Origin of the sequence: Halorubrum sp. CGM5_25_10-8B (assembly GCF_005435095.1) — an archaeon.
Lineage (GTDB): Archaea > Halobacteriota > Halobacteria > Halobacteriales > Haloferacaceae > Halorubrum > Halorubrum ezzemoulense.
Genome location: NZ_SGTY01000010.1, coordinates 121,974 through 145,404, shown reverse-complemented (window position 1 = coordinate 145,404; position 23,431 = coordinate 121,974). Strand labels below are relative to the sequence as shown.

Below are 23,431 nucleotides of genomic sequence, written 5' to 3'. Positions count from 1 at the left end.
AGCGCGGAGTTCGATCTCGCTCCACAAACGACAAGTCGATCCACGCGGTACGTTCGCTGAGGCGGTCGAAATCTGTCATAGACACTCAGAACTCGTCCGCCTCATCCTCTAACTTAACGCGACCCGGAAACGGAGTGAAAAGACGTTATCCCCGGTTCCCGTCCCTACTCCGCGACCGCCGCCTCCACGGCCCTGCTCTCCTCGTTCGTCAGGTCGTAGCAGTCGCAGAGGATCTAGTCGATGAGGCGGTCGGTCTCCTCGATCCCCGCGTCGAGAGCACACTCGCTCGCCCGGCCCTACTCCGGCCACGCCTCCCGCTCCCGCCGGTCCGTCTCGCGAGAAAGCTCCGGCGGCATCTCCTCCAGCAGGGCCGGCGCGAACGACCACCCGACGTGCCACGCGACGACCTCCTCGTCTAGCTCCTCCAGCCGCACGTCCTGTTGCCCGTAGTACTCGCCGTCGACCGTACAGGAGCCGCCTCCGTCCGTGATACAGACCTCCCCGCGCTCGTCGTAGGTGATCTGGACGTGGGCGTCAAGCGCGCTGTCGACGAACTCCCACCCGAACCGGTCGCTCCCGACGATATCCTCGCGACCCGCGAAGTAGTCGAGCGCCGCGGCCACCTCGTCCTCGACGGGCCCCGTGACCGCGCCGTCGTCGTCGCGCAAGTGGATCTTCAAGGGCCGATGCGTCGCGAGCGTGCTCGTCGCGTTCATCAGCCCGGCCGGCTCCTCGCCGTGTTCGAGCCCCTGAACGTGGCCGAGCTCGTGGATGATCGTCGCGTTCATATCCGCGTCGGAGACCCGGGGATCGACGGTCGCGGTCATCGGCGTCCGCGGCTCGTCGACGAGCAGGTCCGCGCAGCCGAAGTACCGCGTGTCGTTGCCCTCGACGCCGCAGCGCTCCACGCGGTCGAACCGGAGAACGACGTCCGCCCGCGACTCGTCGCTCACCCGCTCGTAGGCGACGGGATAGCCGAGGTAGCGCTCGTCGTTCCGCTCCCAGTACCCCGTCGCGGCCGCCGCGACGCCGGAGACGTTCCGGTCGACCGCCGCGTCGTCGGCGTAGAGGCCCAGCGTCGTCTCCCCGTACGGGCTCGGGTGCGACAGCGCGACCGCGCGCTCCCGCGTCCGGTTCGCGGTGGTCACGACCAGCGGGTGGGCGCCGCCGTCGCGTCGCACGTCCGCGAACGTGACAGACACTCGGCGCTCCGCGCCGCCGTCGAGCGCGACCGTCCGGTTCGCGCTCGCTCCCGCGCCGTACCGGATCCGGACCGTCTGGGTCCCGGCCCGGTCGCCGACGTTCCTCACCGTCGCCGCCACCGAGAGGTCTCCGCCGTACTCGACGCTGTCGGGGGCGTCGATCGCGGAGACCGCGAACGTCGCCGCGCGGGCCTCTTCGACGACGATCGAGCGGGTCGCCGTCGCCCCGCCGACGGTCACCGTCAGGTCGTACTCGCCCGGGTCGAGCGCCGCGCCGTCGACGCCGGCCGTCACCGTCAGCGTCCCGTTCGCCGGGACAGACCGGTTCTCGGCGACCAACGTCGCGTCACCGACCCGGACCGTCACCCGAACCGGGTCGAGTCCCGCGGCCGAACCCCCCTCGCCCGCGGATCCGCCGTCGCCCGCGAGCCCCTCCCACCGCGCGGTCGCCGCGACCGTCGCCCGCTCGTCGTGGCCGAGCGACTCCGGGGCGGAGACGGACTCGATCGACGGTGACGGGTCTCCGGGGGGGCCGGCCAGCTCCCCGCCGAGCCCGCCGCAGCCGGCGAGCGCGACGAGCAGCGCGACCGCGAGGACGGCGGTGGTCTCACGCATCAGTGATCACAGCCTCCGACCCGGACGCACATAACGTTCGTTCCACTCACCCGCCCCGCTCGGCGGTCGCGACCGGCGTCCGGTGGTTCCGTGCTCCCCATCTCACGGAACGACACGCGCTTGTCCGTCCGCGCCTAACCGCACACGTGACGCTTCGAAGCGACGTGCTCGCGGCGATCGACGCCGACCGCGGGGCCTTCCGGACACGCCTCTCTGCGCTGACCGACGAGTACGACCTCGACGGCGTGACGCTCCCGACGCACTCGGACGCCCCCGCCGAGCGGGAGCGCGAGGCGCTGTTCGTCGACCGCGTCCGCGCGCTCGACGACCTCCCTCTCGGCCTCACGCTCACCGGCCCGGCGTACCGCGACACGCCGATCGTCTACGTCAACCGCTGGTTCCGCGAGTGGACCGGCTACGGGCTCGACGAGCTCCGCGGTCGGAACCCCCGGCTGTTTCAGGATCCGGACGCCGCCGCCGACCCCCGCGCGGACTTCCGCGAGGCGCTGTCGACGTGGTCCGCGGTCACCGTCGAACTCCGCAACCGTTGCCGGGACGGTACTCCCTTCGCGAACCGCGTCACGCTGCGGCCGCTGTTCGGGGACGCGGGGACCGTCACGCACTGGGTCGCGGTCCAAGAGCCGGAGCCGATCGACGGGCCGGACGCGGGCGTCGAGTAAAATCGCCCCCGAACGCGCCCCTCACCGCAGCGTCGACGTGGGGACGACGGACGGGAGCACGCCCCCGCCGGTCGCGTCCTCGACGACCGCCTCGGCGGCGTGTTCGCCGCTGAGCAGGCACATCGGCATCCCGATGCCGGGGTTGGTGTACGCGCCGACGTAGTAGAGGCCGTCGACGCCGGGGGCGCGGTGGGCGGGGCGGAGCGGCCCCGTCTGTTCGAGGGTGTGCGACAGCGCCAGCGCCGTGCCACGGGGCGCGTTGAACCGCTGCCGGAAGTCGGAGACGCAGGCGGTCTCCTCGAAGACGATCCGGTCGCGGAAGTCGACGCCGGCGTGTTCGGCGAGGTCGTCGAACACCAGGTCGCGGAACCGCTCGCGCGTCTCGGGGTCGTCCTCCAACCCGGCCGCCAGCGGGACGAGCAGGAAGACGGCCTCGTGCCCGTCGGGCGCCGCCTCGGGGTCCGTCTTCGACGGGACGTGGACGTAGTATGCGGGGTCGTCGGGCCACGCCGGCTCGTCGAAGATGTCGTCGAAGTGCGGCCGCCAGTCGGTCGGGAACACCAGCGTGTGGTGGTCGAGGTCAACGTCCCCCTCGACGCCGATGTACGAGAGGTACGCGGAAGGCGCGTACGTCCGCGACTCCCAGTACGACTCGCGGTCGACCGTCCCGCTCGGGAGGAGGTCGCGCTCGACGTGTGGCGGCGGCGCGTTCGCCACGACGCGGTCGAAGCGCGCCGACCGCGCCGCCGCGGTGGACTCGCCCATCGCGCGTCGCTCCGTCTCCACGGTGAACGTCGGCGTCGCCGCCGGCACCGACGGCTCGATCGCGGTCACCGGCTCGTTCGTCCGGATCGTGACCCCGAGGTCGCGCGCGAGGTCGGCCATCGCGTCGACGACGCTCGCGATCCCGCCGGTCGGATGGTAGACGCCGAGGTTCATGTCGACGTGGCTCATCAGCGTGTAGATCGCGGGCGTGTTGTACGGCGACCCCCCGAGGAACACCAGCTTGTACTCCGCGATCTGGCGGAGCTTCTCGCTGTCGAAGTAGTCGCCGACGTAGTCGTCCATCTCGCGGAGCTTCGGCAGCGCCCGCCCGGACCGGAGCACGTCGGCGTCGACCATGTCGCGCAGCCGCGACCGGCTCGGGTAGACGAACCGGTCCATCCCGAGCTCGTACGCCTCCGCGGCGTCGGCGAGGTAGTCGTCGAGCACGTCGCCCGCGCCGGACTCGTACGACTCGAACAGCGCCTTCTGTCCCTCGCGGTCGGCCGGCATCGACGCGCGGTCGCCGTCCTTCCAGATCACCTCGTACAGCGGGTCGAGCTCGACCAGGTCGTAGTAGTCGTCCGTCGATCGCCCGAAGTGTTCGAAGAACCGGTCGAACACCTCCGGCATGAGGTACCACGACGGGCCGGTGTCGATACGGAACCCGTCGCGCTCGATCCGCCCGGCGTACCCGCCGGGGTGCTCGTTGCGCTCGAACACCGTCACATCCGCCCCGGCGTCGGCGAGGTACGAGGCCGTCGAGAGCCCGCCGAAGCCGGCGCCGACGACGGCGATCGACTCCCCGGCCAGCGGCTCGGTCGCCTCCGATAGGTCCGCGTCCGGTTGGGGTGTCATTATGTCTCGCTACGCGTCCGGGACCGTTTACCCTGCGGTCATACCATGTTAGGGGCGCCGCAGTCCCCCGGATCTCGCGGGGCCGTCAGGCGTCGTCCGCGACGCCGTCGCCTTGGAACCGCCGGGCGACGAGCGCGAACAGCCCGAGCCCGATCAGGTAGAGCCGCCACCCGCTGTTCGCGATCGGGAAGCGCCGGTCGACAGGCTCCTCGACGTCGACGTCCGGGTCGCGCGGCTGGACTGGGTTGTTGACGTGGACGGACTCGCTGGTGCCGCCCGCGCCCGCGTCGACGGTCCGCGACCCGCTTTCGGGGTCGACCCGCACGTCGACGAACGTCTGGACGAACCCGTCGGCCGTCGAGTAGACCGCCTTGCCGTCCAGCTGGAAGAACCGGTCGCGGAGCGGCCAGAACGCGTTCACCCCGTCGAGGTGGGTCCAGTCGATCGCGACGTGCGCGAACGCGTGGACGCACAGCGCGACCCACGCGACCGCGATCCACCGCGGCGAGAGCCGGTCCCGGAGCCACGACCGCTCCCGGACCCGCGTGTCGACGTACAGCGCCAGCGCCGCGACCGCGGGGAAGACGAAGTTGTGCCCGACCGTGCGGTGCGCGCCGGGCATGATCGGCCCGAGGAAGCTGTCCGCCTCCGGCAGGACAAGTACGACGAGCAGGACCGCGAGCGCACGCCGGTCGTAGTAGGCCCCGAGCAGTCCCGCCGCGAGCAGCAGCGCGAACCCGGCGTGGACGACTGTCGAGGGCATTCAGCGGCTCACCCCCGCGCCTTCGCCGCGGAACCGGAACCGGACGGCGAGCGTCGCGGCCGCGGCGGCGACGACGACTAACTGCCACCCCGCCTCGACGAACCGGAACTCGCGGTCGGCACCCGGATCGAACCCCGGTCGCCCGTCGGGGTTGATCCACGAGGAGACCGGGTCGGCGACCGCCCCGCCGACGCGCTCGATCGGCAGGATCCCCGCCCCCGTCGCGCCCGGGGTCAGGAACGTCTGGACGACCCCCTCCTGAGTCGAGAACACCAATCGACCGCGGACGAGGTAGCGCGCGTCCTCCAGCGGGTAGAGGAGCGCCGCGCCCTCGCCCGCGAACAGCGCCGCGCCGACCCCGGCGACGACGAACGACGCGAGCGCGATCCACGCGACCCGAACCGCTCGGGGGCCGCCCTGCTCGCGGAGGGTCGACGCCGAGCGCAGTTCCCCGTCCCAGTAGAGCAGTCCGCCGGCGAGAAGCGGCGCCCAGACGGCGTGGAGGAGGGCGTTCGTCGCGCCGGGGACGGCGAGGCTCGCGGCGGCGTCGAGGCCGGGGAGGACCGCGGCGGCGACGACGACCGCGACCGCGCGCCGATCGAACGCGTCGCCCAGCAGCGCGGCCGCGAGCAGCGCCCCCACGGCCGCGCTCACGAGCGTCGGAGCCATGTCCGTCCTGACGCTCGGAGGCGAATAAGCGCTCCGGGCGGGTCAGTCGCGCCCGTCCCGACGGCCGTCGGCGTCGCCTCCCGTATCGCCCGCGTGCGGATCGGCGAGGTCATCGCCGAACTCGAAGTCGTCGGCGTCCGGCCCGTCCGCCTCGCTGTTCGCTCCCGCGTCGGCGGTCTCGCCCGCGTCGGCCTGTTCCCTGGCGTCGCGCACCGGGACATCGCGCTCGCGGTCGGCGGCGCCGCGCGTCTCCGTTCCCCGGTCGACCGTGACGCGGTCGCCGTCGCTCGCGGCGCCGGCGTCCGTCCCGGCCTCGACGCCGAGCAGCGCGACGGCCATCAGCCGGGCGCCGCCCGCGATCAGGTTCGTCAGGTGGAGACCGCGAGCAGGCCGACGATCCCGAGCGCGGTCGCGAGGGCGGCCTCGGGCGCGGCGTCGATCGTCCAGAGCACCGGGTCACCGTTCACCTCGCCGAACCGCCGGGCGTACGGGTACCGGGCGGGGGCGGCGACGACCGGGAGGGACGCGAGCGGTCGGACGGAGACCATACCGCGGCTGGTTGCGCTCCCGAGAAAAGTCGATCGCTCGGCGGGGGTTCGGGCCGTCCGTCGTCACCCCGCGGCCTACCCGAGGAAGAAGTCGATCGCGTTGCCCGACGACTGGCCCTTGTACAGCTCGGAGTAGCCGCAGTTCGCACAGGAGACGACCACGAAGCTCCGGTTCTGGACGTCGAACATCTTGGTGAGTCCCGTCCCGCTGGTGGCGATCTCGTCGGTCTCCGTCTCCGTGCCGCCGCACTTCGGGCAGCCGTCCTCGCCGCTCCCGCCGAGCGAGTCGCGGCGGTCGTCGGACCCGGACCCGTCGCCGCGGCCGCCGGAGTCGTTTCGCCGGTTTTCGCGCTCGTCATCGGCCTCGTTCTCGATCAGTTCGTCGTCGCCGAATATCGAGTACGTCTCGTCGTTGGTTTCGGAGGGCATCGGGCCCGGATCCGCGAGCGAGCGGTAAACGCCTTGTGCCCTCACCCGCCGCAACCCAACGTATATGATTGCCGGCCGCCCCGATCAGGTATGACGCGAGTCGCCGTGATCGCGGGCGTCGGCCCGACAATCGGGGCCGCCGTCGCGCGGCGCTTCCACGACGACGGGTTTGCGGTCGCGCTGCTGGCGCGCTCCGAGGAGTACGTGCGCACGCTCGCTGCGGACCTCGGCGGGGACGCCGTCGCGATCCCGACCGACGTGACCGACGACGCTGCCGTTGAGGCGGCCCTCGAACGCGTTCGCGACGAGCTCGGTCCCGCGGAGGTGCTCGTCTTGAACGCGTCGGGCGGCGGCGGGAACCCGGTCGACGACGCGAGCGCCGACCGGCTCCGCGAACTATTCGACGTGCGCGTTGCCGGGTCGATGGCGTGCGTCCGCGCGGCGCTGCCGGACCTCCGCGAGACCGAGGGGACCGTTCTCTTCAGCGGGACGACGTTCGCGGAGCCGCCCGTGACGGCGCAAGTCGAGTGGGGAGCGGTCGCGCCGGCCGCCCGGGGGCTCGCGCTCTCGCTGGACGCGGCCCTCGACGACGTGTCCGTCACGTACGTCCGGATCGGCTCCCCCGTCCGTCCCGACGCCGGACCGACAGCGATCGACGCGACAGCCCTCGCCGCGGAGTATCGCCGCCTCGTCGACCACGAGGGGATCGCGACGCGAGAGATCGACGTTCGCAAGCGCTGAAGCGTCGCTACTCGTTCGTCGACCCGCCCGCGTCGCCGACCCCGTCGACGAGCTCGTCGGCGAGCCCGGTGTAGCCGGCGGGCGTCAGCGCCGCCAGTTCCGCGCGGACCTCGTCGTCGACGTCGAGGTCCGCGAACAGCTCCCGGAAGTCGTCGAGCGTCACCGACCGGCCGCGCGAGAGCGCCTTCACGCGCTCGTAGGCCTCGGTGTCGCCCTCGCGGCGCAGGATCGTCTGGACGGCCTCGCCGATCACCTCGGGGGTCGCGTCGAGCTCCTCGCGCATGACGGTCTCGTTCGGGACGACCGTCGCGAGCCCGTCCGCGGCCTTCGAGTAGCCGATCAGGCAGTGTGCCAGCGCGGCGCCGACGTTGCGTTTGACCGTCGAGTCGGAGAGGTCGCGCTGAAGCCGCGAGCTCGTCACGTAGTCGGCGAGGAACGTCAGGTCCGAGTTCGCCACCGAGAGGTTCCCCTCGCTGTTCTCGAAGTCGATCGGGTTCACCTTGTGAGGCATCGTCGACGACCCCGTCTCGCCCTCGACGGCCTCCTGCCCGAGGTATCGGTCGGAGACGTAGAGCCACGCGTCGAGGTCCAGATCGAGGAGGACGTTGTTGACGCCCCGCAGCGCGTCGAACAGCGCAGCGAGGTCGTCGCAGGGGTTCACCTGCGTCGCGAGCGCGGTGTGTTCGAGGTCGAGGCCGCGCACGAACGACGCGGAGAACGCCCGCCAGTCCACCTCGGGGTAGGCGGCGCGGTGGGCCGCGTAGGTGCCCGAGGCGCCCGCGAGCTTCCCGGAGAGGTCCTCGTTCGCGACGACGATCCGGCCGAGCGCGCGGCCGAGCCGCGCGGCGTACACCGCCATCTCCTTGCCGAACGTGGTCGGCGTCGCTGGCTGGCCGTGGGTGCGCGCCATCATCGGCGCGTCGCGGTACTCGTGTGCCAGCTCGACTAAGGCGTCGCGAACCTCGCGGACCGCGGGGACGATCACCTCGCTCACCGCGGGCTTGAGCAGGAGGCGCTGCGCGAGGTTGTTCACGTCCTCGCTGGTGAGCCCGAAGTGGATCCACGGGTACAGCGACTCCGCGTCGTCGAGCGGCGCGTCGGGGCCTTCCGCGATGTCCGCCAGCCGGACGCGGAGGAAGTACTCGACCGCCTTCACGTCGTGGTTGGTCGCGTCGTACCCCGCGGCCCCCTCGGTCTCGAGGGCCTTGACCAGCCGCGCGTCCTCGGCGTCGAACGCCTCGTACACCTCGCGGAGCGCCGCCGCGGTCGCCTCGTCGAAGGCGATCGGCGTCGCGTCGAGCGCGCCCAGCCCGAGCAGGTACTCGACCTCGACGCGGGTCCGGGCGCGCATCAGCGCGGCCTCGCTCGCGTACGGGGACAGTGGCGCCGTCCGGTCTGCGTAGCGGCCGTCGAGCGGCGAGACGGCCGCGAGCGGGTCCGCCCGGGACAGCCCCGCGATGGCGTCGTCCGCCGTCGGTTCGGAGTCGTCGGTCATGTCCGCGACTGCCCGCGGCGCCAGCAAAAGCGTGTCGATAGGGTGACGCACGGACGTGGATCCGAACCGCCGTCGGGTCGCACGAGACGCCCGTTCCGATCCGCAGATGTGGATACAACAGCGGTGCGGACCGCAATCGATATACCCCATCGGTCGGACGTTCGCGTATGAAGATCGCGGGACTCGCGAGCAACCGGGGACGGAACCTCAGACACATCGCCGACGCCGCGCCCGGCGGCGCGGAGCTGTCGGTCGTCCTGACGAACCGCGAGCAGGCGCCGGTGCTGGAGGCCGCGACCGAGCGCCGGATCCCGACCGAGGTCGTCGAGCGCGAGGAAGGCGAATCGCGCGAGTCGCACGAGCGTCGGGTCGTCGAGCGCCTCTCCGACTACGACGTCGACCTCGTCTGCCTGGACGGCTACATGCGCGTGCTCACCGACGAGTTCCTCGACGCCGTCCCGACGACGCTGAACGTCCACCCCTCGCTGCTACCGTCGTTCCCCGGCACCGACGCCCACGAGCAGGTGTTGGACGCGGGCGTTCGGACGACCGGCTGTACGGTCCACGTCGTCACCGAGGAAGTCGACGCCGGGCCGGTCGTCACCCAGGAACCGATCCCGGTGTACGAGGACGACGACGCCGACTCGCTGAAGGCGCGCGTCCTCCGCGAGGCCGAGTTCGCGGCGTACCCGCGGGCGGTCCGCTGGTTCGCCGAGGACCGCGTGACCGTTGAGCGGGACGACGAGGGGAGCCCGGAGCGCGTCACGGTTGCGGGCGACGTGGGCGGCGACTTCCCGGAGCGACGCTTCGTCTCCGAGGAGCGCACCGCCACGCTGCGGTACGGCGAGAACCCCCACCAGGACGCCGCGCTGTACGTCGACGACGGCTGCGAGGAGGCGAGCGTCGTCGACGCCGCCCAGCTGAACCCCGGCGCGAAGGGAATGGGGTACAACAACTACAACGACGCCGACGCCGCGCTGAACCTCGTCAAGGAGTTCGACGAGCCCGCGGCCGCGGTGATCAAACACACCAACCCCGCGGGCTGCGCGGTCGGGTCGGACCTCGCGGACGCGTACGATCGCGCGCTTCGCACGGACGCGAAGTCCGCGTTCGGCGGCATCGTCGCGCTGAACCGCGAGTGCGACGCCGACACCGCCACGGCGGTCGCCGACTCGTTCAAGGAGGTCGTCGTCGCGCCCGGCTACACCGACAGCGCGCTCGACGTGCTCCGGGAGAAGAAGAACCTCCGCGTCCTCGACGTGGGTCCGCTCGGCGCGGGCGACGACCGCTTCTCGGAGCGGTTCACGGAGAAGCCGGTCGTCGGCGGCCGCCTCGTCCAGGAGCGCGACCGGCAGTCGCCGACCACCGACGACCTGGAGGTCGTCACCGAGCGCGAGCCGACCGACGAGCAGGTCGAGACGATGCTGTTCGCCTGGAAGACGCTGAAGCACGTGAAATCGAACGGGATCCTCTTCGCGACGGGCACCGAGACGGTGGGCGTCGGCATGGGGCAGGTGTCCCGGGTCGACGCCGTGACGCTCGCGGCGATGAAGGCCGAGAAGGACGCGGAGGGGAAGTCCGCCGATGGCGCCGTGATGGCCTCGGACGCGTTCTTCCCGTTCCCGGACGCGGTCGAGGAGGCGGCCGACGCGGGCATCGAGGCCGTCATCCAGCCCGGCGGCTCCGTCAACGACGAGGACGTGATCGCCGCCGCCGACGAGCGCGACATGGCGATGGCGTTCACCGGGTCGCGCTGCTTCCGGCACGATTAGGGGTCACCCCTCCCAGTCGCTCGGGACGTACTGCTCGAACTCGGGGTCGGGCGAGCGGGCGAGCGGACGGAACGCCCGCTCCCCGTCGACCCGGAACTCCTCGATCCGCGACTGTCCGGGGCCGGTGAGGTAGCCGACGTAGGACATGGCCCGCGCGTACGCCACGTCGTGCCGAGCGGGGTTGACCGGGATGACGGCGTACTCGTTCCGCAGCAGCGGCGGCGGGTCGTCGATTCCGGACTCGACGTGCCGCGCCAGGACGCCGTCGTCGCCGACGGCGAGGAAGGTGCCGCGGTCGACGAGGGTGTACGCGCCCGACTGCCGGGCGGTGGTCAGCGTCTCGCCCATCCCTTGACCGGTCTCGCGGTACCACTCGCCGCCGGGACTGAGCCCCGCCTCGTCCCAGATCCGGAGCTCGCGGATGTGCGTCCCCGACCGGTCGCCCCGCGACAGGAACGTCGCCTCCGTCTCGGCGATCGCCCGAAACGCCGCCAGCGGGTCGCTTCCGGCGGCACCCGCCGGGTCGTCGGGCGGGCCGACGAGCAGGAAGTCGTTGACCATCACCCTGCGCCGGTTGATCCCGTGCCCCTCGGCGATGAACTCGTCCTCCAGCGGCCGGGCGTGGACGAGCACCACGTCGCAGTCTCCGTCGCGGGCGGTGCGGAGCGACGCGCCGGTCCCGCGCACGACCGCTTCCACGGACGCTCCGAACCGGTCTGCGTACCCGCGGTTCAGCACGGGGAGCAGCCCGCTGTCGTACGCCGTGGTGGCGGTGGCGAGCGTCACCGAGCCGCGGCGGGCGGCGGGCTCCTCGGTCTGCTCCGCACAGCCCGCCAGCGAGGCGACACCGCCGAGACCGAGCGCCCGCACGTACTGTCGACGACGCATACGAATGTAGTCGAATTCGTCTACGCTTTCGTATTAAGCAACCGGACGCTGTTACCGTCTGAGAACCTGCGCGCCCCGGGTCGGCACCGCGCGACCCTGTCGTTGTACCGTGTGCGACCCGCGATGCCGATCGGGTCGGGCGGGTGTCCCGGCGGAGAGGACACCCGCCGCGCCCGCCTTTCGTATCGAAGTGTTGAAACGATAACCCCACGCGGACCGCCGGATCTGCGCCGCTTTTCTCTCCCAGTCTCGTTATCTCCGGACGGAGACCACCGTGGCGCAGTTCGGCAACTCGGTACGGCTGCTCGGAGACCGCGAGTTCGCGGCGCTCGCCGGGACCGCGTTCGCCCGCAGTCAGGCGTACTCGACGATCCTCATCGCCCTCGCGCTGTACGCCGACCTGTTCGGGACCACGGGGTTCATCGAGGGCCTGTTCGGCACCGCGTTCGCCGTCGTCCAGCTCGTCATCGTCCTCCCCTTGGGCCGGTGGGTGGACACCGGCAACGCGAAGCGGTGGCTGCTCGGCGGCTTCCTAATCAACGTCGGCGTCTTCGTCGGCTTCGCGCTGGTCGACAGCTCCGTTCACATCATCCTCGTGCGGATGGTCCAGGGGCTCGGCGCGAGCGTCCTCTGGATCACGGGCGCGACGGTGATCGGCGAGATCAGCCCCGACGACGAGCAGGGTCGCTGGCTCGGCTCGTACAACCAGTTCGCCTCTTTCTCGTCGCTCGCGGGCGACCTGGTCGGCGGCTACCTCCTGTACGCCTACGGCTTCTCCGAGACGTACGTCGTGTTGACCGCCGTCACGCTCGCCGCGTTCGTGCTGGTGTTCGCGTTCCTGCGCGACAACCCCGGCGGCCGGAAGGACCCCGAGGACGCCGGCGGGGTCGAGACGTTCCGGTCGCTGCTCGGCCTCCCGATGCTGCGCGCGCTCGTCTTCTTCCGGTTCACGTTCAGCGTCGGCAAGATGGCGGTGATCATCTTCCTCCCGATCTACGCCCGGACGACGTTCGGCATCTCCGCGTTCGCCATCGGCTGGATCATGGCGGGCGGGAAGGCGACGAAGGCGCTCACGCAGGGGTTCGTCGGGGACCTCACCGACCGCTACGACCACACCTACCTGTTCGTCGCGGTCGGCGCGCTCCTGTACGGGGTCGGCACGGCGATCATCCCCCTCGCGGCGTACTTCGACGGGACCGTCGCGCCGGTCACCGTCTCGTACCTCGGCGACTCCCAGACGCTCGGCGGGGCCTTCTTCGCGCTGTTCGCCGCCTACTCGCTGCTCGGGGTCGCCGACTCGATCCGGCTGCCGGCGAGCATGTCGCTGTTCGTCGACGAGGGGGAGGCGTACGACTCCGTCGCGAGCGCGATGAGCCTCCGTTCCGTCTCGTGGAAGGTCGGACAGGTCGTCGGGCCGGTGCTCGTCGGGACCACGATGGACTGGACGACCACCGAGACCGGGTTCCTGCTCGCGGCCGGCTTCATCGCGTTCGCGACCACCGGGTTCGCGTGGCAGGCGCGCGGGGCGCACCGCGCGGCCCGAGATCCGGGTCCGGCCGCGCCCGGCGACGACTAACTTCGCCTCAGAGCGTGTAGTCGTGATCGCCCGTCTCGGACTCCAAGAAGGCCGTCAGCAGGTCGACCGTCGCCTCCACGTCGCCGCCGTCGGCCGTCTCGGTGACGGTGTGGAGGTACCGCGTCGGGATCGATATCGCGCCCACGGGCTTCGCGCCCGCCGTGTTCTGGAACCCCGCGGTGTCGGTGCCGCCCGCGGGCAACACCTCGTGCTGGTGGTCGATCCCCTCGTCCTCGGCGACCTCCGTGAGTCGGCTGTGGACCTTCGGGCTGGCGATCACCGAGGAGTCTTTCAGCTTCACCGCTGTCCCCTCGCCGAGGTCGGTGACGGCGTCGGCCGGGTCGCCCACCTGCGGCACGTCGTTGGCGACGGTGACGTCGAGAGCGACGGCGAGGTCCGGGTCAATGTCGACGCCGAGCGCCTTCGCACCCCGGAGCCCGACCTCCTCCTGGACGGTCGCCGCGAAGTGGATCGTCACGGCCGGGTCGTCGATCCGGCGGGCGGCCTCCAGCATCGCGAACACGCAGATCCGGTCGTCGAGCGCCTTCCCGGTGACTCGGTCGCCCATACGCGTCGTGGTCTGGTCGAGGGTGACGAGGTCGCCGACGCTCACCGACTCCTCGACCGCCTCCGCGTCGCGACCGAGGTCGATGAACACGTCCTTCACCTCGTCGTCCTTCTCCCGCTGCTCCTCCGTGAGCGTGTGCGGCGGGACGGAGCCGATGACGCCCGTCAGGTCTTCGTCGCCGTGGACGGTGACGCGCTGTGCGCGCAGGACGCGGGCGTCGAACCCGCCGAGGGGGTCGACTTGGACGAACCCCTCGTCGGTGACGTGCCGGACCATGAAGCCGATCTCGTCCATGTGGGCCGCGACCGCGACCGAGTAATCCGAGTCGCCTTCGATCGTCCCGACGACGTTTCCCATCGCGTCGGTCCGGACGTGGTCGGCGCTGTCGACGAACTCGCGGCGGACGATGTCGCGCACGTCGTCCTCGTAGCCCGGGACGCCGCGGGCCTCGGTCAGCTCTCGGAGCAGGTCGAAGTCGAAGTCGAACTCGCGCGCCATGCGCCCACCTGACGCGCCAGCGACAAAGGTCCGCAGGATCCGGCACGACCGTCGGCCTTCGGGACCGCTCCACCGGTCGACCCCGCCGCGTCGGCGAGCGCGCATCCGACAACCCTAAATACGTTTATCGTTGTTCCGCAACCCTTTTGCGGTCGCTCTCGGGATGTCGTGTGTATGAGCGACGTGAAAGCGGAACTCCGCGAACAGTTCATGGACGCCTTCGGCGGCGCAGACTTCCCCGTCGAGAACCAGATGGACCTCGTCCCGGCCCTCCCGGACGGTCCGGCGACGAAGTTCGAGGCCGGCGACGTGAGCTTCACCGCGATGGAGATGGCGGCGAAGCTCGGCAGCGAACAGGAGTTCCCCTACGACGACGCCGAGTCGCTCGTCGACGACATCATCGACGGGCTCGACGCGAAAGGGATGCTCTGAGTCGGTCGACCGCCTCACCGCGTTTCTCCTCGCGATCCGCCGCCGACTGTCACCGCCGAGCGTCGCCGCCGACCGGCGGCGGGAGGTTGATTACCGCGGAGCCGCTACGGCGGGTGTGTTCGCCGAGTTCACGAGCCTGGTGCCGCGGTGGGTCCTCTGGGGAGTCGGTCTCGGCGGGGTCGCCACCGCCGTGGTCGCCTTCGCGTTCTACCTCGGGGACCGGTTCGTCCCGGCACCCGCCGCGTCGACCGGCGGCCGCGGCGCCGCCGGCGACGACCGCCGCCGCCGCGAGATCCGGACGTACCTGAACGCCGCCGGCGAGCGCTTCGACGAGGACCACGCGTTCGACGGCGTGTCGGTCCCCTTCTACCTCCCGGACCGCGGGGTCGCGATCACCTTCGACGCGCACGACTACTTCCGGCTGGAGGGCGAGGGCGTCTACACCGTCCTCTGTGAACACGAGATGCCCGGCCGCGGGCTCGGTCGCCGGCTCCCGTTCGACGTGGACGAGCCCGACTGGGCGACCGACGACTCGTCCGGTTCGGGCGGCGGCCGGTCCGGCGCCGGCGGCTTCGGCGGGCGATTCGGCGCCGACCGGGCCGCCGGGCGCTCGACCGCTCGCGGCCGCGCCGGCCGCGCGGACCCCGTCGGCGACGCGTTCGACGAGCTCGGCCTCGACCGCGACGCCGACGTCGACGCGGTGAAGGGCGCGTACCGCGAGCGCGTCAAGGAGACGCACCCGGACCAGGGCGGTGACGAGGAGTCGTTCCGCCGTGTCCGCGAGGCGTACGCGACCGCCCGCAACCACGCGGACGGCGGACCGAGCCCGGGCGGCGGCGACGCGGACCGCGACGCGGGCCGTCGCCGCGAGCGCTCGTCCGGGTACGGGCGGTGAGCGACCGCGCTCACGGGTCGGGGCCGACGTTCGCGGACCGCGCTGTCTACCTCCCGGGAGCCGACGCCCTCGTCGTCGCCGACCTCCACGTTGGCCGCGGCGAGGCGTCCGCCGTCTCGCTCCCGCTCGGCGAGCGCGCGGACCTCACCGACCGGCTCGGCACCCTCCTCGACCGGTTCGATCCCGGAACCGTGGCCGTCGCCGGCGACGTGGTCCACACCTTCGACCGAGTCACGGACAGGACCCTCGGCACACTGAACGCCCTCCGCGACGCATGCGAGACGCGCGGCGCCGCCCTCGAACTCGTCGCCGGCAACCACGACACCGCCCTGCCGAGCCGCTGGGACGGGCGGGCCCGCGAGGAGCTCGTTCTGAGCGAGAGCGGCGACCGGGACGCCGACGCCACGCACGTCGCGAGAACGGTCGTCTGTCACGGGCACGAGGCGCCCTCGACCGACGCCGACCGCTACGTGATCGGCCACGTCCACCCGACGATCGAGATCGAGGGCGACCGCCGGCCCTGCTTCCTCCGCGGCCCCGGAACGTACCGCGGGGCCGACCTCCTCGTGTTGCCCGCGTTCACCCGCCTCGCGCCGGGCGTGGCGGTCAACGACATGCGGACCGACGCGTTCGACTCCCCGCTCGTGACTGACGCGGACCGCCTCGCGCCGGTCGTGGTCGACTCCCCGTCGGAGGGCTCGGGCCGCGGTGCGGATGCGGGCGACGCGGGAGAGGCCCTCCGGTTCCCGCCGCTCGGCGAGTTCCGCCGGCTGTTGTGAGCGCTTCTGCCCCGCCGTGCGTACAGCACCGGACAAACACGGGAGCGCCTCGCCGAGGGTGTCACGGGTGAACCCCACCGCCGGCGACGTGGATCTCCTCGCTCTCTCGTCGGGCGAGAGACTATAACGAACGTTTATGATTCACGCGGTGCGAACCGTTCCCACATGGAAGCAGCCAGACTCCACGAGTACACCGACGACATGCGCGAGGGGCTCACCATCGACGAGGTCGACCGGCCGACGGCGACGGGGCCGGACGACGTCGTCGTCGAGGTCGAGGGCGCGGGCTGGTGCCAGACGGACAACCACATCATCGAGGGGATGTGGGCCGAGTACGTCCCGCAGGAACTGCCGCTGACGCTGGGCCACGAGAACGCGGGGACGGTCGTCGAAACGGGCGAGGACGTCGAGATCGTCTCCGCCGGCGACCCGGTGATCTGCCACCCGGTACAGACCTGCGGGACCTGTCGCCCCTGCCGGCTCGGCGAGACGATGCACTGCGAGAACAGCGCGTTCAACGGGCTGACTCACGACGGCGGCTTCGCCGAGTATCTCCACACCAGCGAACGAGCGGTCATCCCGCTGCCGAGCGGGGTCGAACCGATCGATATCGCGCCGCACGCGGACGCCGGCATCACCGCGTACCACGCGGCCAAGAAGGCGGTCGCGGAGCTGAACCCCGGCGACCACGCCGTCGTCATCGGCGTCGGCGGGCTCGGTCACATCGGGCTCCAGTGCCTGAACGCGATGAGCGCGGCAAAGATCACCGCCGTCGACCTGAAGGAGTCGGCGCTGAACCTGGCGAACAGTTACGGCGCGGACCACCTGGTGAACCCGAGCGAGGCCGACGTGGCGGCCGAGATAGCGGGGATCACCGACGGCACGGGCGCCGCGCAGGTGCTCGACTTCGTCGGCGAGGACGTGACGACCGCCTACGCGCCGGACATCACCGCCGGCGGCGGCGACCACCACGTCATCGGCTACGGCGGGCACGTCCACGAGCCGTCGCAGGCGCTGGTGAACGGCGAGTTCTCCTTCGTCGGCAACATCGTCGGGCGGTACGCGGAGCTTCAGGAGCTCGTCGCGCTCGTCGAGCAGGGAGATGTCGACCTCCACACCAGCCGGTACGACCTCGGCGAGATCAACGCGGTCGCCGAGAAGCTCGAACACCGCGAGATCGACGGCCGTGCCGTGATCACGCCCTGAAACCGGCTCCGACAGCCGGACCGCGTCGCGGCCCGCGGCCTGTTCTTCGTCCCGTGGGACGTCTCGGGACAGGCCCCGAGCGAAAGCGGGGCGTACCCGTTCGAGGTGACGACCACGGTCCGGTGACCGGCGACCGGACAACGGGAAGACATTTAGCCCGGCGCTCGGGGAAATACGACATGAAAACTGCCCTCCCCGCCGATTCCCGCTTCACCGCCGCTCGGCGGTGGTCGCTCTACGCCGGCGTGTACGCGCTCGGCTGCGCCGCCCTCACTGCGTTGCTGCTCGCCGACGTACTCGGCCTGTTCGCCGACGTGGTCGGTCTCCCGCCCGCGGCCGGGATGCCGCTCCTCGCGACCCCGGCGCTCGTCGTCGGGACGCTCGTCTGGTGGGCCCTCGTCGAGCGGCCGGACGCGCCCACGTATCTCCGTGGGGCCGCCTTCGGGCTGCTCACCGCGCTCCTCACCGGCGCGCTCTGGACGGCGTGGTTCGTGGTCATCTGGGGACTCGAGATGCTCGCCGCCGGGCCCGTGCGGCTGCTGGTCGGGTTCGTACTCGGCGCGGTCGCCGTCGCCGGCGTCCTCGTCGGGCTCCCGATCACGTACCTCCGGCGACGGAGCCGGCGGGCGTCGGCGGCCGCCGCGACCGCTAACTCCTTGTGACTGCGGCGCACACTCGTTGCGCATGGACGAGAACGGCGTCGACGACGCCGGCGACGGCGCGACCGATCCGCTCGCCGACGAAGACGTCTATCGCGTGCTCGGGCCGGACGGGAGTCCCCTGCCCGACGCGACGGTGCCGGACCTCTCGGACGAGCGGTTTCGCGCTATCTACCGCGATCTGGTCGTCACGCGTCGGTTCGACGAGCGCGCCGTCAGCCTCCAGCGACAGGGCCGGATCGGGACGTACGCGCCCTGCGCGGGCCAAGAGGGGTCGGCCGTCGGGTCGACGCACGCGCTCGCGGACCGCGACCTGATAAGCTACCAGTACCGGGAGCACGGCGCGGCCGTCGTCCGCGACCTCCTCTCCGAGTACCTCCCCTACTGGATGGGCCACGAGGCCGGGACGGAAGCGATCGCCGACGGCAATGTCTTCCCACTGAACATCGGCATCGCGGCCCACCTCCCGCACGCGGTCGGGGCCGCGTGGGCGTTCGCCCACCGCGACGAGGACCGCGTCGTCGCCTGCCACTTCGGCGACGGCGCGACCAGCGAGGGCGACTTCCACGAGGCGATGAACTTCGCCGGCGTCTTCGACACGCCGACGGTATTCTGCTGTCACAACAACGGGTGGGCAATCTCGGTCCCGAGGGGGAGACAGACCGCGAGCGACACTTTCGCCGGGAAGGCGACCGCGTACGGTTTCGACGGCGTCCGCGCCGACGGTATGGACCCGCTCGCCAGCTACGCGGTCACGCGGGAGGCTGCCGAGCGTGCCCGACGCGGCGGTGACGGCGACGGCGGCGACGAGGTGGGCGGCAACGGCACCGCGGACGACCCGCGTCCGGTCCTCATCGAGTTCGTCGAGTACCGGTTCGGCGCCCACACGACCGCCGACGACCCGACGGCCTATCGCGACGCCGACGACGTTGACCCGTGGCGCGCGCTCGACCCGCTCGACCGCATGGAGGCGTTCCTCCGCGAGACGGATCGCATCGACGACGAGGGCGTCGCGGCGATCCGCGAGGAGGCGGACAACGTCGTCGCCGCGGCGATCGACGCGGCGGAGTCGGTTGAGGCCGACCCCGCCGCGATGTTCGACCACGCGTTCGCCGGGCTCTCGCCCGAGACCCGCCGTCAGCGCGACGACCTGCTCGCGGCCGTCGCGGAACGCGGCGAGGAGGCGTTCCTGCGAGAGGAGTGAGCGGGCCGCGAGGCGACCGGGCCGGCTACAGGTGCCCGCCCGCCGCGTTCGCCGCCTTCCGGCCGCTCTCTAGGGCGCCTTGGATCGACGACCACTCCGTGTAGTCGCCGGCGAGGACGACCGGGCCCTCGGGGTCGTCCGGCTTCGGGAGGTCGGCGTGGACGCCCGGCGGCTGCGCGAACTGCGCGAACCGGATCCGGTGGACGTCGAGGGTCTCCAAGCCGCCAAAGTCGCGGTCGGGGAACCACGCGTCCAGCGCGTCCCGAACGTCGTCGCGGAGGTCGCGCTCGTCGCGGTCGAGCGACTCCTGCCCGAGGAACGTCGCCGCGAGGAGCGCGCGGTCGCCGGGCGCGTACTCGGGCGCGACCTCCGACATCGGGACCACCGCGTTCGGCGACTCGTCGGCTGCGTTGAGGAGGATCCGGCCGCCCGTCTCGAACGACTCGCCCGCGGGGAGCGCGAACCACCCGGTCACGTTCGGCACGCCCTCGGTCGGGGCCGACTCGACGCCGGTGAGCCGCCGGGCCTCCGGCGGCGAGGTCGCGACGACGACCGCGTCCGTCTCGCGCGTCGTACCGTCCGCGAGTTCCACGGTCGCACCGTCCGCGTCGGCCGCTCCGGTTCGGAAGGGAATCCGGCCCCCTCCGGCGATCCGGACCGCCTCCACGTCCCCGCCGGTCTCGATATCGACGCCCGCCTCGCGGGCGCGGTCGGCGAGCGCGGCGGGGAGCGCGGCCATCCCCTCGGCGGGGACGCCGATCGACCCACGGCCCATCGCGCGGAACGTGTACTCGAAGACGTGCTTCGAGGTCGAGAGGCTCCGGTCTAAGGTGATCCCGCCGTAGAACGGCTCGACGAAGTTCTCGACGTAGTCGTCGGCGAACCCCCAGTCGCGGAGGTACTCGCGGATCGGGGCGTCGCGCCCGGCGAAGAACTCGCCCTCGTCGCGGTTTCCGAGGTCGTACCGCAGCGCGAGCGTCCGGAGCTTGTCGGAGAAGGAGACCTCGTCGTTCAAAAGCGAGGGAATCGCGGACAGCGGGTCGCGGAGGGGGTCGCCGAGCGTCGAGCGCGAGCCCGGGCGGCAGATCGTCGCACCGGGCGCGAACGTCCGCAGGTCGAGATCGTCGAGCCCGTCGGCGCCCAGTTCGCGCTCGACGGCGGGGTAACTCGAGAAGAGGACTTGGAAGCCGCGGTCGACGGTGAACCCGTCGACCGTCTCCGTCCGCACGCGCCCGCCGACCTCGGGGCGTCGCTCGTACAGCGTCACGTCCGCGCCCGCCTCCGCGAGTCGGGTCGCCGCGACGAGCCCCGCGAGCCCGCCGCCGACGACCGTGGCGTTTCCGTTCATATGTGCTGTATCGGGTCGCGGGTTTATAAGCGGCGGCGGGTCGAGGCGATTCGATTGGCGAAGCCACAGCCGCTCGGCCGGGTTGCTTCTGATAAATCGCTGATCGACACAGTCCACTCCGAAGCCCCGCCCGACGGCGACCGCACAGCGCCTCGCGCCACCGCGGTTCGGGGTCTCGTCGAGACGGTCATCCGCACCCGAGTGCGAAGCGATTAGTCGCCGCCGCCGCAAGGTTCGGTATGGCAGACTTCGAGACCACGCCGGCGTTTCGCGGGCTGGAGAGTCGGGCGTCGGGACGCGTCCACGAGACCGCCGACGCGGCGGCCATCGACGACGACGAGCGGGCGCGCGGACTCGACCCGGTCTACGACTACGACGCCGTCGACCCCGACGACCTCTTCGACCCGGCGGCCCGCGGCGCGAGCGGCGACGCGCGGACCGCGCCCGCGACCGCGCGCGGCCACTGGCGCTTCGACGCCCTGCTCCCGTTCCCGGCCGACGGCGCGCTCACCGCGGGGGAGGGCGGGACGCCGCTCGTGGCCACCGACCGGCTCGCGGACGAGCTCGACGTCGACGCGGTGTACGTCAAAGACGAGGGGCGCAACCCGACGGGGACCGTCCTCGACCGCGGCCTCTCGCTCGCGACGACCGCGGTGGCGGCCCGGGCCGCCGCCGGCGGCGACGTGGAGCCGCTCGTCTGCGCGAGCCCGGGGAACGCCGGGCAATCGATGGCGGCGTACGCGGGCCGGGCGGACCTGCGGTCGTACGCGTTCGTCCCCTCGCGGTGCGCCTTCTCGAACAAGTCGATGACGAACGTCCACGGCGGCGAGATGCGTGTCGTCGGCGGGCGCTTCCCCGACGCGGCCGACGCGGTCGACGAGCAGCTCGCGACCGACTACACCGACCTCGGCGAGTTCGCCACGCCGTACCGCCACGAGGGCGCGAAGACGATCGCGTTCGAGCTCGTCGCCGATCTCGGTGACACCCCCGACGTGGTCGTCGTCCCGACCGGATCCGGCGAGGTCGTCGCCGGCGTCAACAAGGGGTTCGCCGAGCTGGCCCGGATCGGCGCGGTCGATGACACCCCGAAGGTCGTCGCCGCGCAGGCGTCCGGCTGCGCGCCGATCGCGGCCGCCGTCGAGCGCGGCCTCGACGAGCCCGAACCGTGGTCGACGCCCGACACAATCTGCGGCGAACTGGAGATTCCGGACCCCGCGGGCGGCGCCGCGGCAGTCGAGGCGGTCACCGAGAGCGGCGGGACCGCGGTCGGCGTCGACGACGACGACATCCTCGCGAGCGCGGTCGCCGTGGCGCAGAACGAGGTCGTCGAGATGGGCGCGACGGGCGGCGCGGCCCCCGCCGGCGCGTGGGCGCTCGCCGAGGAGGGCTTCTTCGACGGCGACGAGACCGTCGTGCTCCTCAACAGCGACGCCGGGCTGAAGACGCCCGACGTCCTCCGCAGCCACCTGATGGGACAAGGGATTTAGAAACGGAACCGGCGGTCAGCGACCGATTCGATTCAATCGCGCCGCGCGAGCAGGCCAGTGGCGAGCAGCGCGATCGCGGCCGCGACGACACCAAATCCGGGGACCTCCGCGCCCGTGTCGCCGTCGCTGCCGCCCGCGTCCGTCTCGTTTCCGTCCATGCCGTCGGTCGAGGAGTCGCCGCCGTCCGACGTATCATCGCTCCCGGACGAGTCGCCGTCGGAGGAGCCGTCGTCCGACGACTCGCCGCTCTCGGTGCCGTCCGTCGACTCGCTGCCCTCCTCCTGTAGCTCGACCACCGCGTTCGACAGCGTCGTCGTCGACCGGATCACGCTGCGCGGCGCGGGCTGGTTGAGGTAGTCCACGTTCATCACGACGTAGTTCTCCTCGACGCCAGCGGTCGTGCTGGCGTACGGCTCCTCCGCCAAGATCGCGGCCTCGGGGTCGGTGACCAGGATTAGCTCGGGGTCCGTCTGGAGGATCACCTCGTCGGAGAGCTGCGGGTACGCCTCGTACTCCGCGGCGACGTTGTCGGCGCCCCCGACGTTCATGATCGCGTCGATGAAGGTGTTGTTCGCGGCGACGTAGCCGCCGCCGAGCGGGTAGAGCGCGGCCGGGCGGTCGACGCCGGCGGTCCGGTTCTCCGCGGCGTCGACCGCGTCGTACATCTCCTCGTTCGTCTCGCTCGCGGCGTCGCACGCGCCGACGAGCCGACCGATCGTCTCCGTCTTCTCGGCGATGTCGTCGATCGAGGTCGCGGCCGGGAAGTGGTACACTTTGAGCCCCTGCTCGCGGAGCGGCCCCACGTCGGCGGCCGAGGAGTTCGGCGCCAGCACGAGGTCGGGCTCGGTGTCGACGACGCGCTCGACGCTCGCGCCGAACTCGGCCGAGACGTTCGCACGCTCCTCGGCGCCGTCGAGGTAGAGCGCGAACCGGCTCACGCCGACGACGCGGTCCTGTTCGCCGAGCTCCCACAGCGTCTGCGCGGCCGACGGGTTGAGCGTCGTGATCCGCTCGGGACGCTCCTCCAGCGTTATCGTGGTCCTGGTCGCGTCGGTCGCATTGAGCGGGAAGCCGCAGGCGCCGTCGGTCTGTGCGGGGGCGGCCCCCGCCCCGGCCGCGGACCCGACCGCCGGCTGTGTGCCCGCAGCCGATTGCGCGCCCGCAGCCGGTTGCGCGCCCCCGGTCAACTGCGCGCTCGCGCTCGGTCTGTCCGTCGCTATTGTCGGCTGTGCGCCCGCGGCGGTCCCGGCGACGCCGCCGATCAGGGCGGTCGCCACCAACGCGGCCATCGCAATTGCGAAGCTATTTCGCATCGAATTGAGGACCGGACTCGTCCAATAAGTATTTATCTACTACA

The 23,431-nt window shown here is 71.8% G+C and carries 23 protein-coding genes; 11 read left to right on the top strand and 12 right to left on the bottom strand.

Annotation, left to right across the window (positions count from 1 at the left end; genetic code table 11):
• Positions 1–296: 296 nt before the first annotated feature.
• A complete protein-coding gene (locus tag EXE51_RS11440; protein WP_137692697.1) occupies positions 297–1,817 on the bottom strand; it encodes a matrixin family metalloprotease in 1,521 nt (506 codons plus the stop codon).
• 146 nt (positions 1,818–1,963) lie between these two features.
• Here EXE51_RS11440 and EXE51_RS11435 point away from each other — a divergent pair, with 146 nt between their 5' ends.
• A complete protein-coding gene (locus EXE51_RS11435) occupies positions 1,964–2,497 on the top strand; it encodes a PAS domain-containing protein (RefSeq protein WP_137692696.1) in 534 nt (177 codons plus the stop codon).
• A 21-nt stretch (positions 2,498–2,518) separates the two neighbouring features.
• Here the strand turns inward: EXE51_RS11435 and EXE51_RS11430 are convergent, their stop codons facing one another.
• From EXE51_RS11430 to EXE51_RS11405, 6 genes are all read right to left on the bottom strand, one after another.
• Positions 2,519–4,117: an NAD(P)/FAD-dependent oxidoreductase gene (locus EXE51_RS11430; RefSeq protein WP_089307871.1), complete on the bottom strand. Its 1,599-nt coding sequence runs from the start codon at positions 4,115–4,117 to the stop codon at positions 2,519–2,521.
• Positions 4,118–4,202: 85 nt separating this feature from the next.
• Complete coding sequence (locus tag EXE51_RS11425; RefSeq protein ID WP_089307870.1) at positions 4,203–4,880, bottom strand: metal-dependent hydrolase; 678 nt, start codon at positions 4,878–4,880, stop codon at positions 4,203–4,205.
• Positions 4,881–5,549, bottom strand: a complete 669-nt coding sequence (locus EXE51_RS11420) for a hypothetical protein (protein WP_137692695.1) — start codon at positions 5,547–5,549, stop codon at positions 4,881–4,883.
• 42 nt (positions 5,550–5,591) lie between these two features.
• Positions 5,592–5,888: a hypothetical protein gene (locus tag EXE51_RS11415; protein WP_089307868.1), complete on the bottom strand. Its 297-nt coding sequence runs from the start codon at positions 5,886–5,888 to the stop codon at positions 5,592–5,594.
• Positions 5,889–5,917: 29 nt separating this feature from the next.
• Positions 5,918–6,097 (bottom strand): hypothetical protein, encoded by a 180-nt coding sequence (locus EXE51_RS11410; protein ID WP_049931091.1) that lies wholly within the window; start codon positions 6,095–6,097, stop codon positions 5,918–5,920.
• Between the two features lie 75 nt (positions 6,098–6,172).
• Positions 6,173–6,526 carry a zinc ribbon domain-containing protein gene (locus EXE51_RS11405; protein ID WP_094495076.1) on the bottom strand — a complete coding sequence of 118 codons (354 nt, stop codon included), beginning with the start codon at positions 6,524–6,526 and terminating at the stop codon, positions 6,173–6,175.
• A gap of 90 nt (positions 6,527–6,616) precedes the next feature.
• On the opposite strand from EXE51_RS11405, the gene EXE51_RS11400 reads away from it, so the two are divergent.
• Positions 6,617–7,267: an SDR family oxidoreductase gene (locus EXE51_RS11400; protein ID WP_086216223.1), complete on the top strand. Its 651-nt coding sequence runs from the start codon at positions 6,617–6,619 to the stop codon at positions 7,265–7,267.
• A gap of 7 nt (positions 7,268–7,274) precedes the next feature.
• Here the strand turns inward: EXE51_RS11400 and purB are convergent, their stop codons facing one another.
• Complete coding sequence (gene purB / locus EXE51_RS11395; protein WP_137692694.1) at positions 7,275–8,762, bottom strand: adenylosuccinate lyase; 1,488 nt, start codon at positions 8,760–8,762, stop codon at positions 7,275–7,277.
• Between the two features lie 167 nt (positions 8,763–8,929).
• Here purB and purH point away from each other — a divergent pair, with 167 nt between their 5' ends.
• Positions 8,930–10,534 carry a bifunctional phosphoribosylaminoimidazolecarboxamide formyltransferase/IMP cyclohydrolase gene (gene purH, locus EXE51_RS11390; RefSeq protein WP_137692693.1) on the top strand — a complete coding sequence of 535 codons (1,605 nt, stop codon included), beginning with the start codon at positions 8,930–8,932 and terminating at the stop codon, positions 10,532–10,534.
• Between the two features lie 3 nt (positions 10,535–10,537).
• On the opposite strand, the gene EXE51_RS11385 is transcribed toward purH, so the two are convergent.
• Positions 10,538–11,422, bottom strand: coding sequence for a substrate-binding domain-containing protein (locus tag EXE51_RS11385; protein ID WP_094495073.1), 885 nt, complete (start codon positions 11,420–11,422; stop codon positions 10,538–10,540).
• Positions 11,423–11,696: 274 nt separating this feature from the next.
• Between EXE51_RS11385 and EXE51_RS11380 the strand changes: the two genes are divergently transcribed.
• Positions 11,697–12,998 (top strand): MFS transporter, encoded by a 1,302-nt coding sequence (locus tag EXE51_RS11380; protein ID WP_137692692.1) that lies wholly within the window; start codon positions 11,697–11,699, stop codon positions 12,996–12,998.
• A gap of 7 nt (positions 12,999–13,005) precedes the next feature.
• On the opposite strand, the gene EXE51_RS11375 is transcribed toward EXE51_RS11380, so the two are convergent.
• Positions 13,006–14,064, bottom strand: a complete 1,059-nt coding sequence (locus tag EXE51_RS11375; RefSeq protein ID WP_086220367.1) for a M42 family metallopeptidase — start codon at positions 14,062–14,064, stop codon at positions 13,006–13,008.
• A gap of 174 nt (positions 14,065–14,238) precedes the next feature.
• On the opposite strand from EXE51_RS11375, the gene EXE51_RS11370 reads away from it, so the two are divergent.
• The 6 genes from EXE51_RS11370 to EXE51_RS11345 all read left to right on the top strand — a co-directional run bounded on the left by EXE51_RS11370 (position 14,239) and on the right by EXE51_RS11345 (position 19,239).
• Entirely contained in the window at positions 14,239–14,496 is a 258-nt protein-coding gene (locus EXE51_RS11370; protein ID WP_049931076.1) for an MTH865 family protein, read from the top strand.
• Positions 14,497–14,611: 115 nt separating this feature from the next.
• Positions 14,612–15,391, top strand: coding sequence for a J domain-containing protein (locus EXE51_RS11365; protein WP_137690662.1), 780 nt, complete (start codon positions 14,612–14,614; stop codon positions 15,389–15,391).
• Entirely contained in the window at positions 15,388–16,170 is a 783-nt protein-coding gene (locus EXE51_RS11360; RefSeq protein ID WP_137692691.1) for a metallophosphoesterase, read from the top strand. Before EXE51_RS11365 ends, EXE51_RS11360 begins: the two co-directional genes overlap by 4 nt.
• A gap of 165 nt (positions 16,171–16,335) precedes the next feature.
• On the top strand, positions 16,336–17,376 hold the full coding sequence (locus EXE51_RS11355; protein WP_049931071.1) for an NAD(P)-dependent alcohol dehydrogenase: 1,041 nt from the start codon (positions 16,336–16,338) through the stop codon (positions 17,374–17,376).
• A gap of 179 nt (positions 17,377–17,555) precedes the next feature.
• Positions 17,556–18,038 carry a hypothetical protein gene (locus tag EXE51_RS11350; protein WP_086216231.1) on the top strand — a complete coding sequence of 161 codons (483 nt, stop codon included), beginning with the start codon at positions 17,556–17,558 and terminating at the stop codon, positions 18,036–18,038.
• A gap of 22 nt (positions 18,039–18,060) precedes the next feature.
• The gene (locus EXE51_RS11345) at positions 18,061–19,239 is read left to right on the top strand and encodes a thiamine pyrophosphate-dependent enzyme (RefSeq protein ID WP_137692690.1); all 1,179 of its coding nucleotides are present in this window, start codon (positions 18,061–18,063) and stop codon (positions 19,237–19,239) included.
• A gap of 25 nt (positions 19,240–19,264) precedes the next feature.
• On the opposite strand, the gene EXE51_RS11340 is transcribed toward EXE51_RS11345, so the two are convergent.
• On the bottom strand, positions 19,265–20,587 hold the full coding sequence (locus EXE51_RS11340; protein WP_137692689.1) for an NAD(P)/FAD-dependent oxidoreductase: 1,323 nt from the start codon (positions 20,585–20,587) through the stop codon (positions 19,265–19,267).
• Positions 20,588–20,826: 239 nt separating this feature from the next.
• Between EXE51_RS11340 and EXE51_RS11335 the strand changes: the two genes are divergently transcribed.
• Positions 20,827–22,074 (top strand): pyridoxal-phosphate dependent enzyme, encoded by a 1,248-nt coding sequence (locus tag EXE51_RS11335; protein ID WP_049931062.1) that lies wholly within the window; start codon positions 20,827–20,829, stop codon positions 22,072–22,074.
• Between the two features lie 32 nt (positions 22,075–22,106).
• On the opposite strand, the gene EXE51_RS11330 is transcribed toward EXE51_RS11335, so the two are convergent.
• On the bottom strand, positions 22,107–23,387 hold the full coding sequence (locus EXE51_RS11330) for a PGF-CTERM-anchored ABC transporter substrate-binding protein (protein ID WP_137692688.1): 1,281 nt from the start codon (positions 23,385–23,387) through the stop codon (positions 22,107–22,109).
• Positions 23,388–23,431: the final 44 nt, after the last annotated feature.

What these genes read in the sequence shown, in the direction of transcription:
- EXE51_RS11440 (WP_137692697.1), bottom strand. Translation starts at nt 1,817, where the DNA reads ATGCGTGAGACCACCGCCGTCCTCGCGGTCGCGCTGCTCGTCGCGCTC.
- EXE51_RS11430 (WP_089307871.1), bottom strand. Translation starts at nt 4,117, where the DNA reads ATGACACCCCAACCGGACGCGGACCTATCGGAGGCGACCGAGCCGCTG.
- EXE51_RS11425 (WP_089307870.1), bottom strand. Translation starts at nt 4,880, where the DNA reads ATGCCCTCGACAGTCGTCCACGCCGGGTTCGCGCTGCTGCTCGCGGCG.
- EXE51_RS11420 (WP_137692695.1), bottom strand. Translation starts at nt 5,549, where the DNA reads ATGGCTCCGACGCTCGTGAGCGCGGCCGTGGGGGCGCTGCTCGCGGCC.
- EXE51_RS11415 (WP_089307868.1), bottom strand. Translation starts at nt 5,888, where the DNA reads ATGGCCGTCGCGCTGCTCGGCGTCGAGGCCGGGACGGACGCCGGCGCC.
- EXE51_RS11410 (WP_049931091.1), bottom strand. Translation starts at nt 6,097, where the DNA reads ATGGTCTCCGTCCGACCGCTCGCGTCCCTCCCGGTCGTCGCCGCCCCC.
- EXE51_RS11405 (WP_094495076.1), bottom strand. Translation starts at nt 6,526, where the DNA reads ATGCCCTCCGAAACCAACGACGAGACGTACTCGATATTCGGCGACGAC.
- EXE51_RS11400 (WP_086216223.1), top strand. Translation starts at nt 6,617, where the DNA reads ATGACGCGAGTCGCCGTGATCGCGGGCGTCGGCCCGACAATCGGGGCC.
- purB (WP_137692694.1), bottom strand. Translation starts at nt 8,762, where the DNA reads ATGACCGACGACTCCGAACCGACGGCGGACGACGCCATCGCGGGGCTG.
- purH (WP_137692693.1), top strand. Translation starts at nt 8,930, where the DNA reads ATGAAGATCGCGGGACTCGCGAGCAACCGGGGACGGAACCTCAGACAC.
- EXE51_RS11385 (WP_094495073.1), bottom strand. Translation starts at nt 11,422, where the DNA reads ATGCGTCGTCGACAGTACGTGCGGGCGCTCGGTCTCGGCGGTGTCGCC.
- EXE51_RS11375 (WP_086220367.1), bottom strand. Translation starts at nt 14,064, where the DNA reads ATGGCGCGCGAGTTCGACTTCGACTTCGACCTGCTCCGAGAGCTGACC.
- EXE51_RS11370 (WP_049931076.1), top strand. Translation starts at nt 14,239, where the DNA reads ATGAGCGACGTGAAAGCGGAACTCCGCGAACAGTTCATGGACGCCTTC.
- EXE51_RS11355 (WP_049931071.1), top strand. Translation starts at nt 16,336, where the DNA reads ATGGAAGCAGCCAGACTCCACGAGTACACCGACGACATGCGCGAGGGG.
- EXE51_RS11350 (WP_086216231.1), top strand. Translation starts at nt 17,556, where the DNA reads ATGAAAACTGCCCTCCCCGCCGATTCCCGCTTCACCGCCGCTCGGCGG.
- EXE51_RS11345 (WP_137692690.1), top strand. Translation starts at nt 18,061, where the DNA reads ATGGACGAGAACGGCGTCGACGACGCCGGCGACGGCGCGACCGATCCG.
- EXE51_RS11340 (WP_137692689.1), bottom strand. Translation starts at nt 20,587, where the DNA reads ATGAACGGAAACGCCACGGTCGTCGGCGGCGGGCTCGCGGGGCTCGTC.
- EXE51_RS11335 (WP_049931062.1), top strand. Translation starts at nt 20,827, where the DNA reads ATGGCAGACTTCGAGACCACGCCGGCGTTTCGCGGGCTGGAGAGTCGG.
- EXE51_RS11330 (WP_137692688.1), bottom strand. Translation starts at nt 23,387, where the DNA reads ATGCGAAATAGCTTCGCAATTGCGATGGCCGCGTTGGTGGCGACCGCC.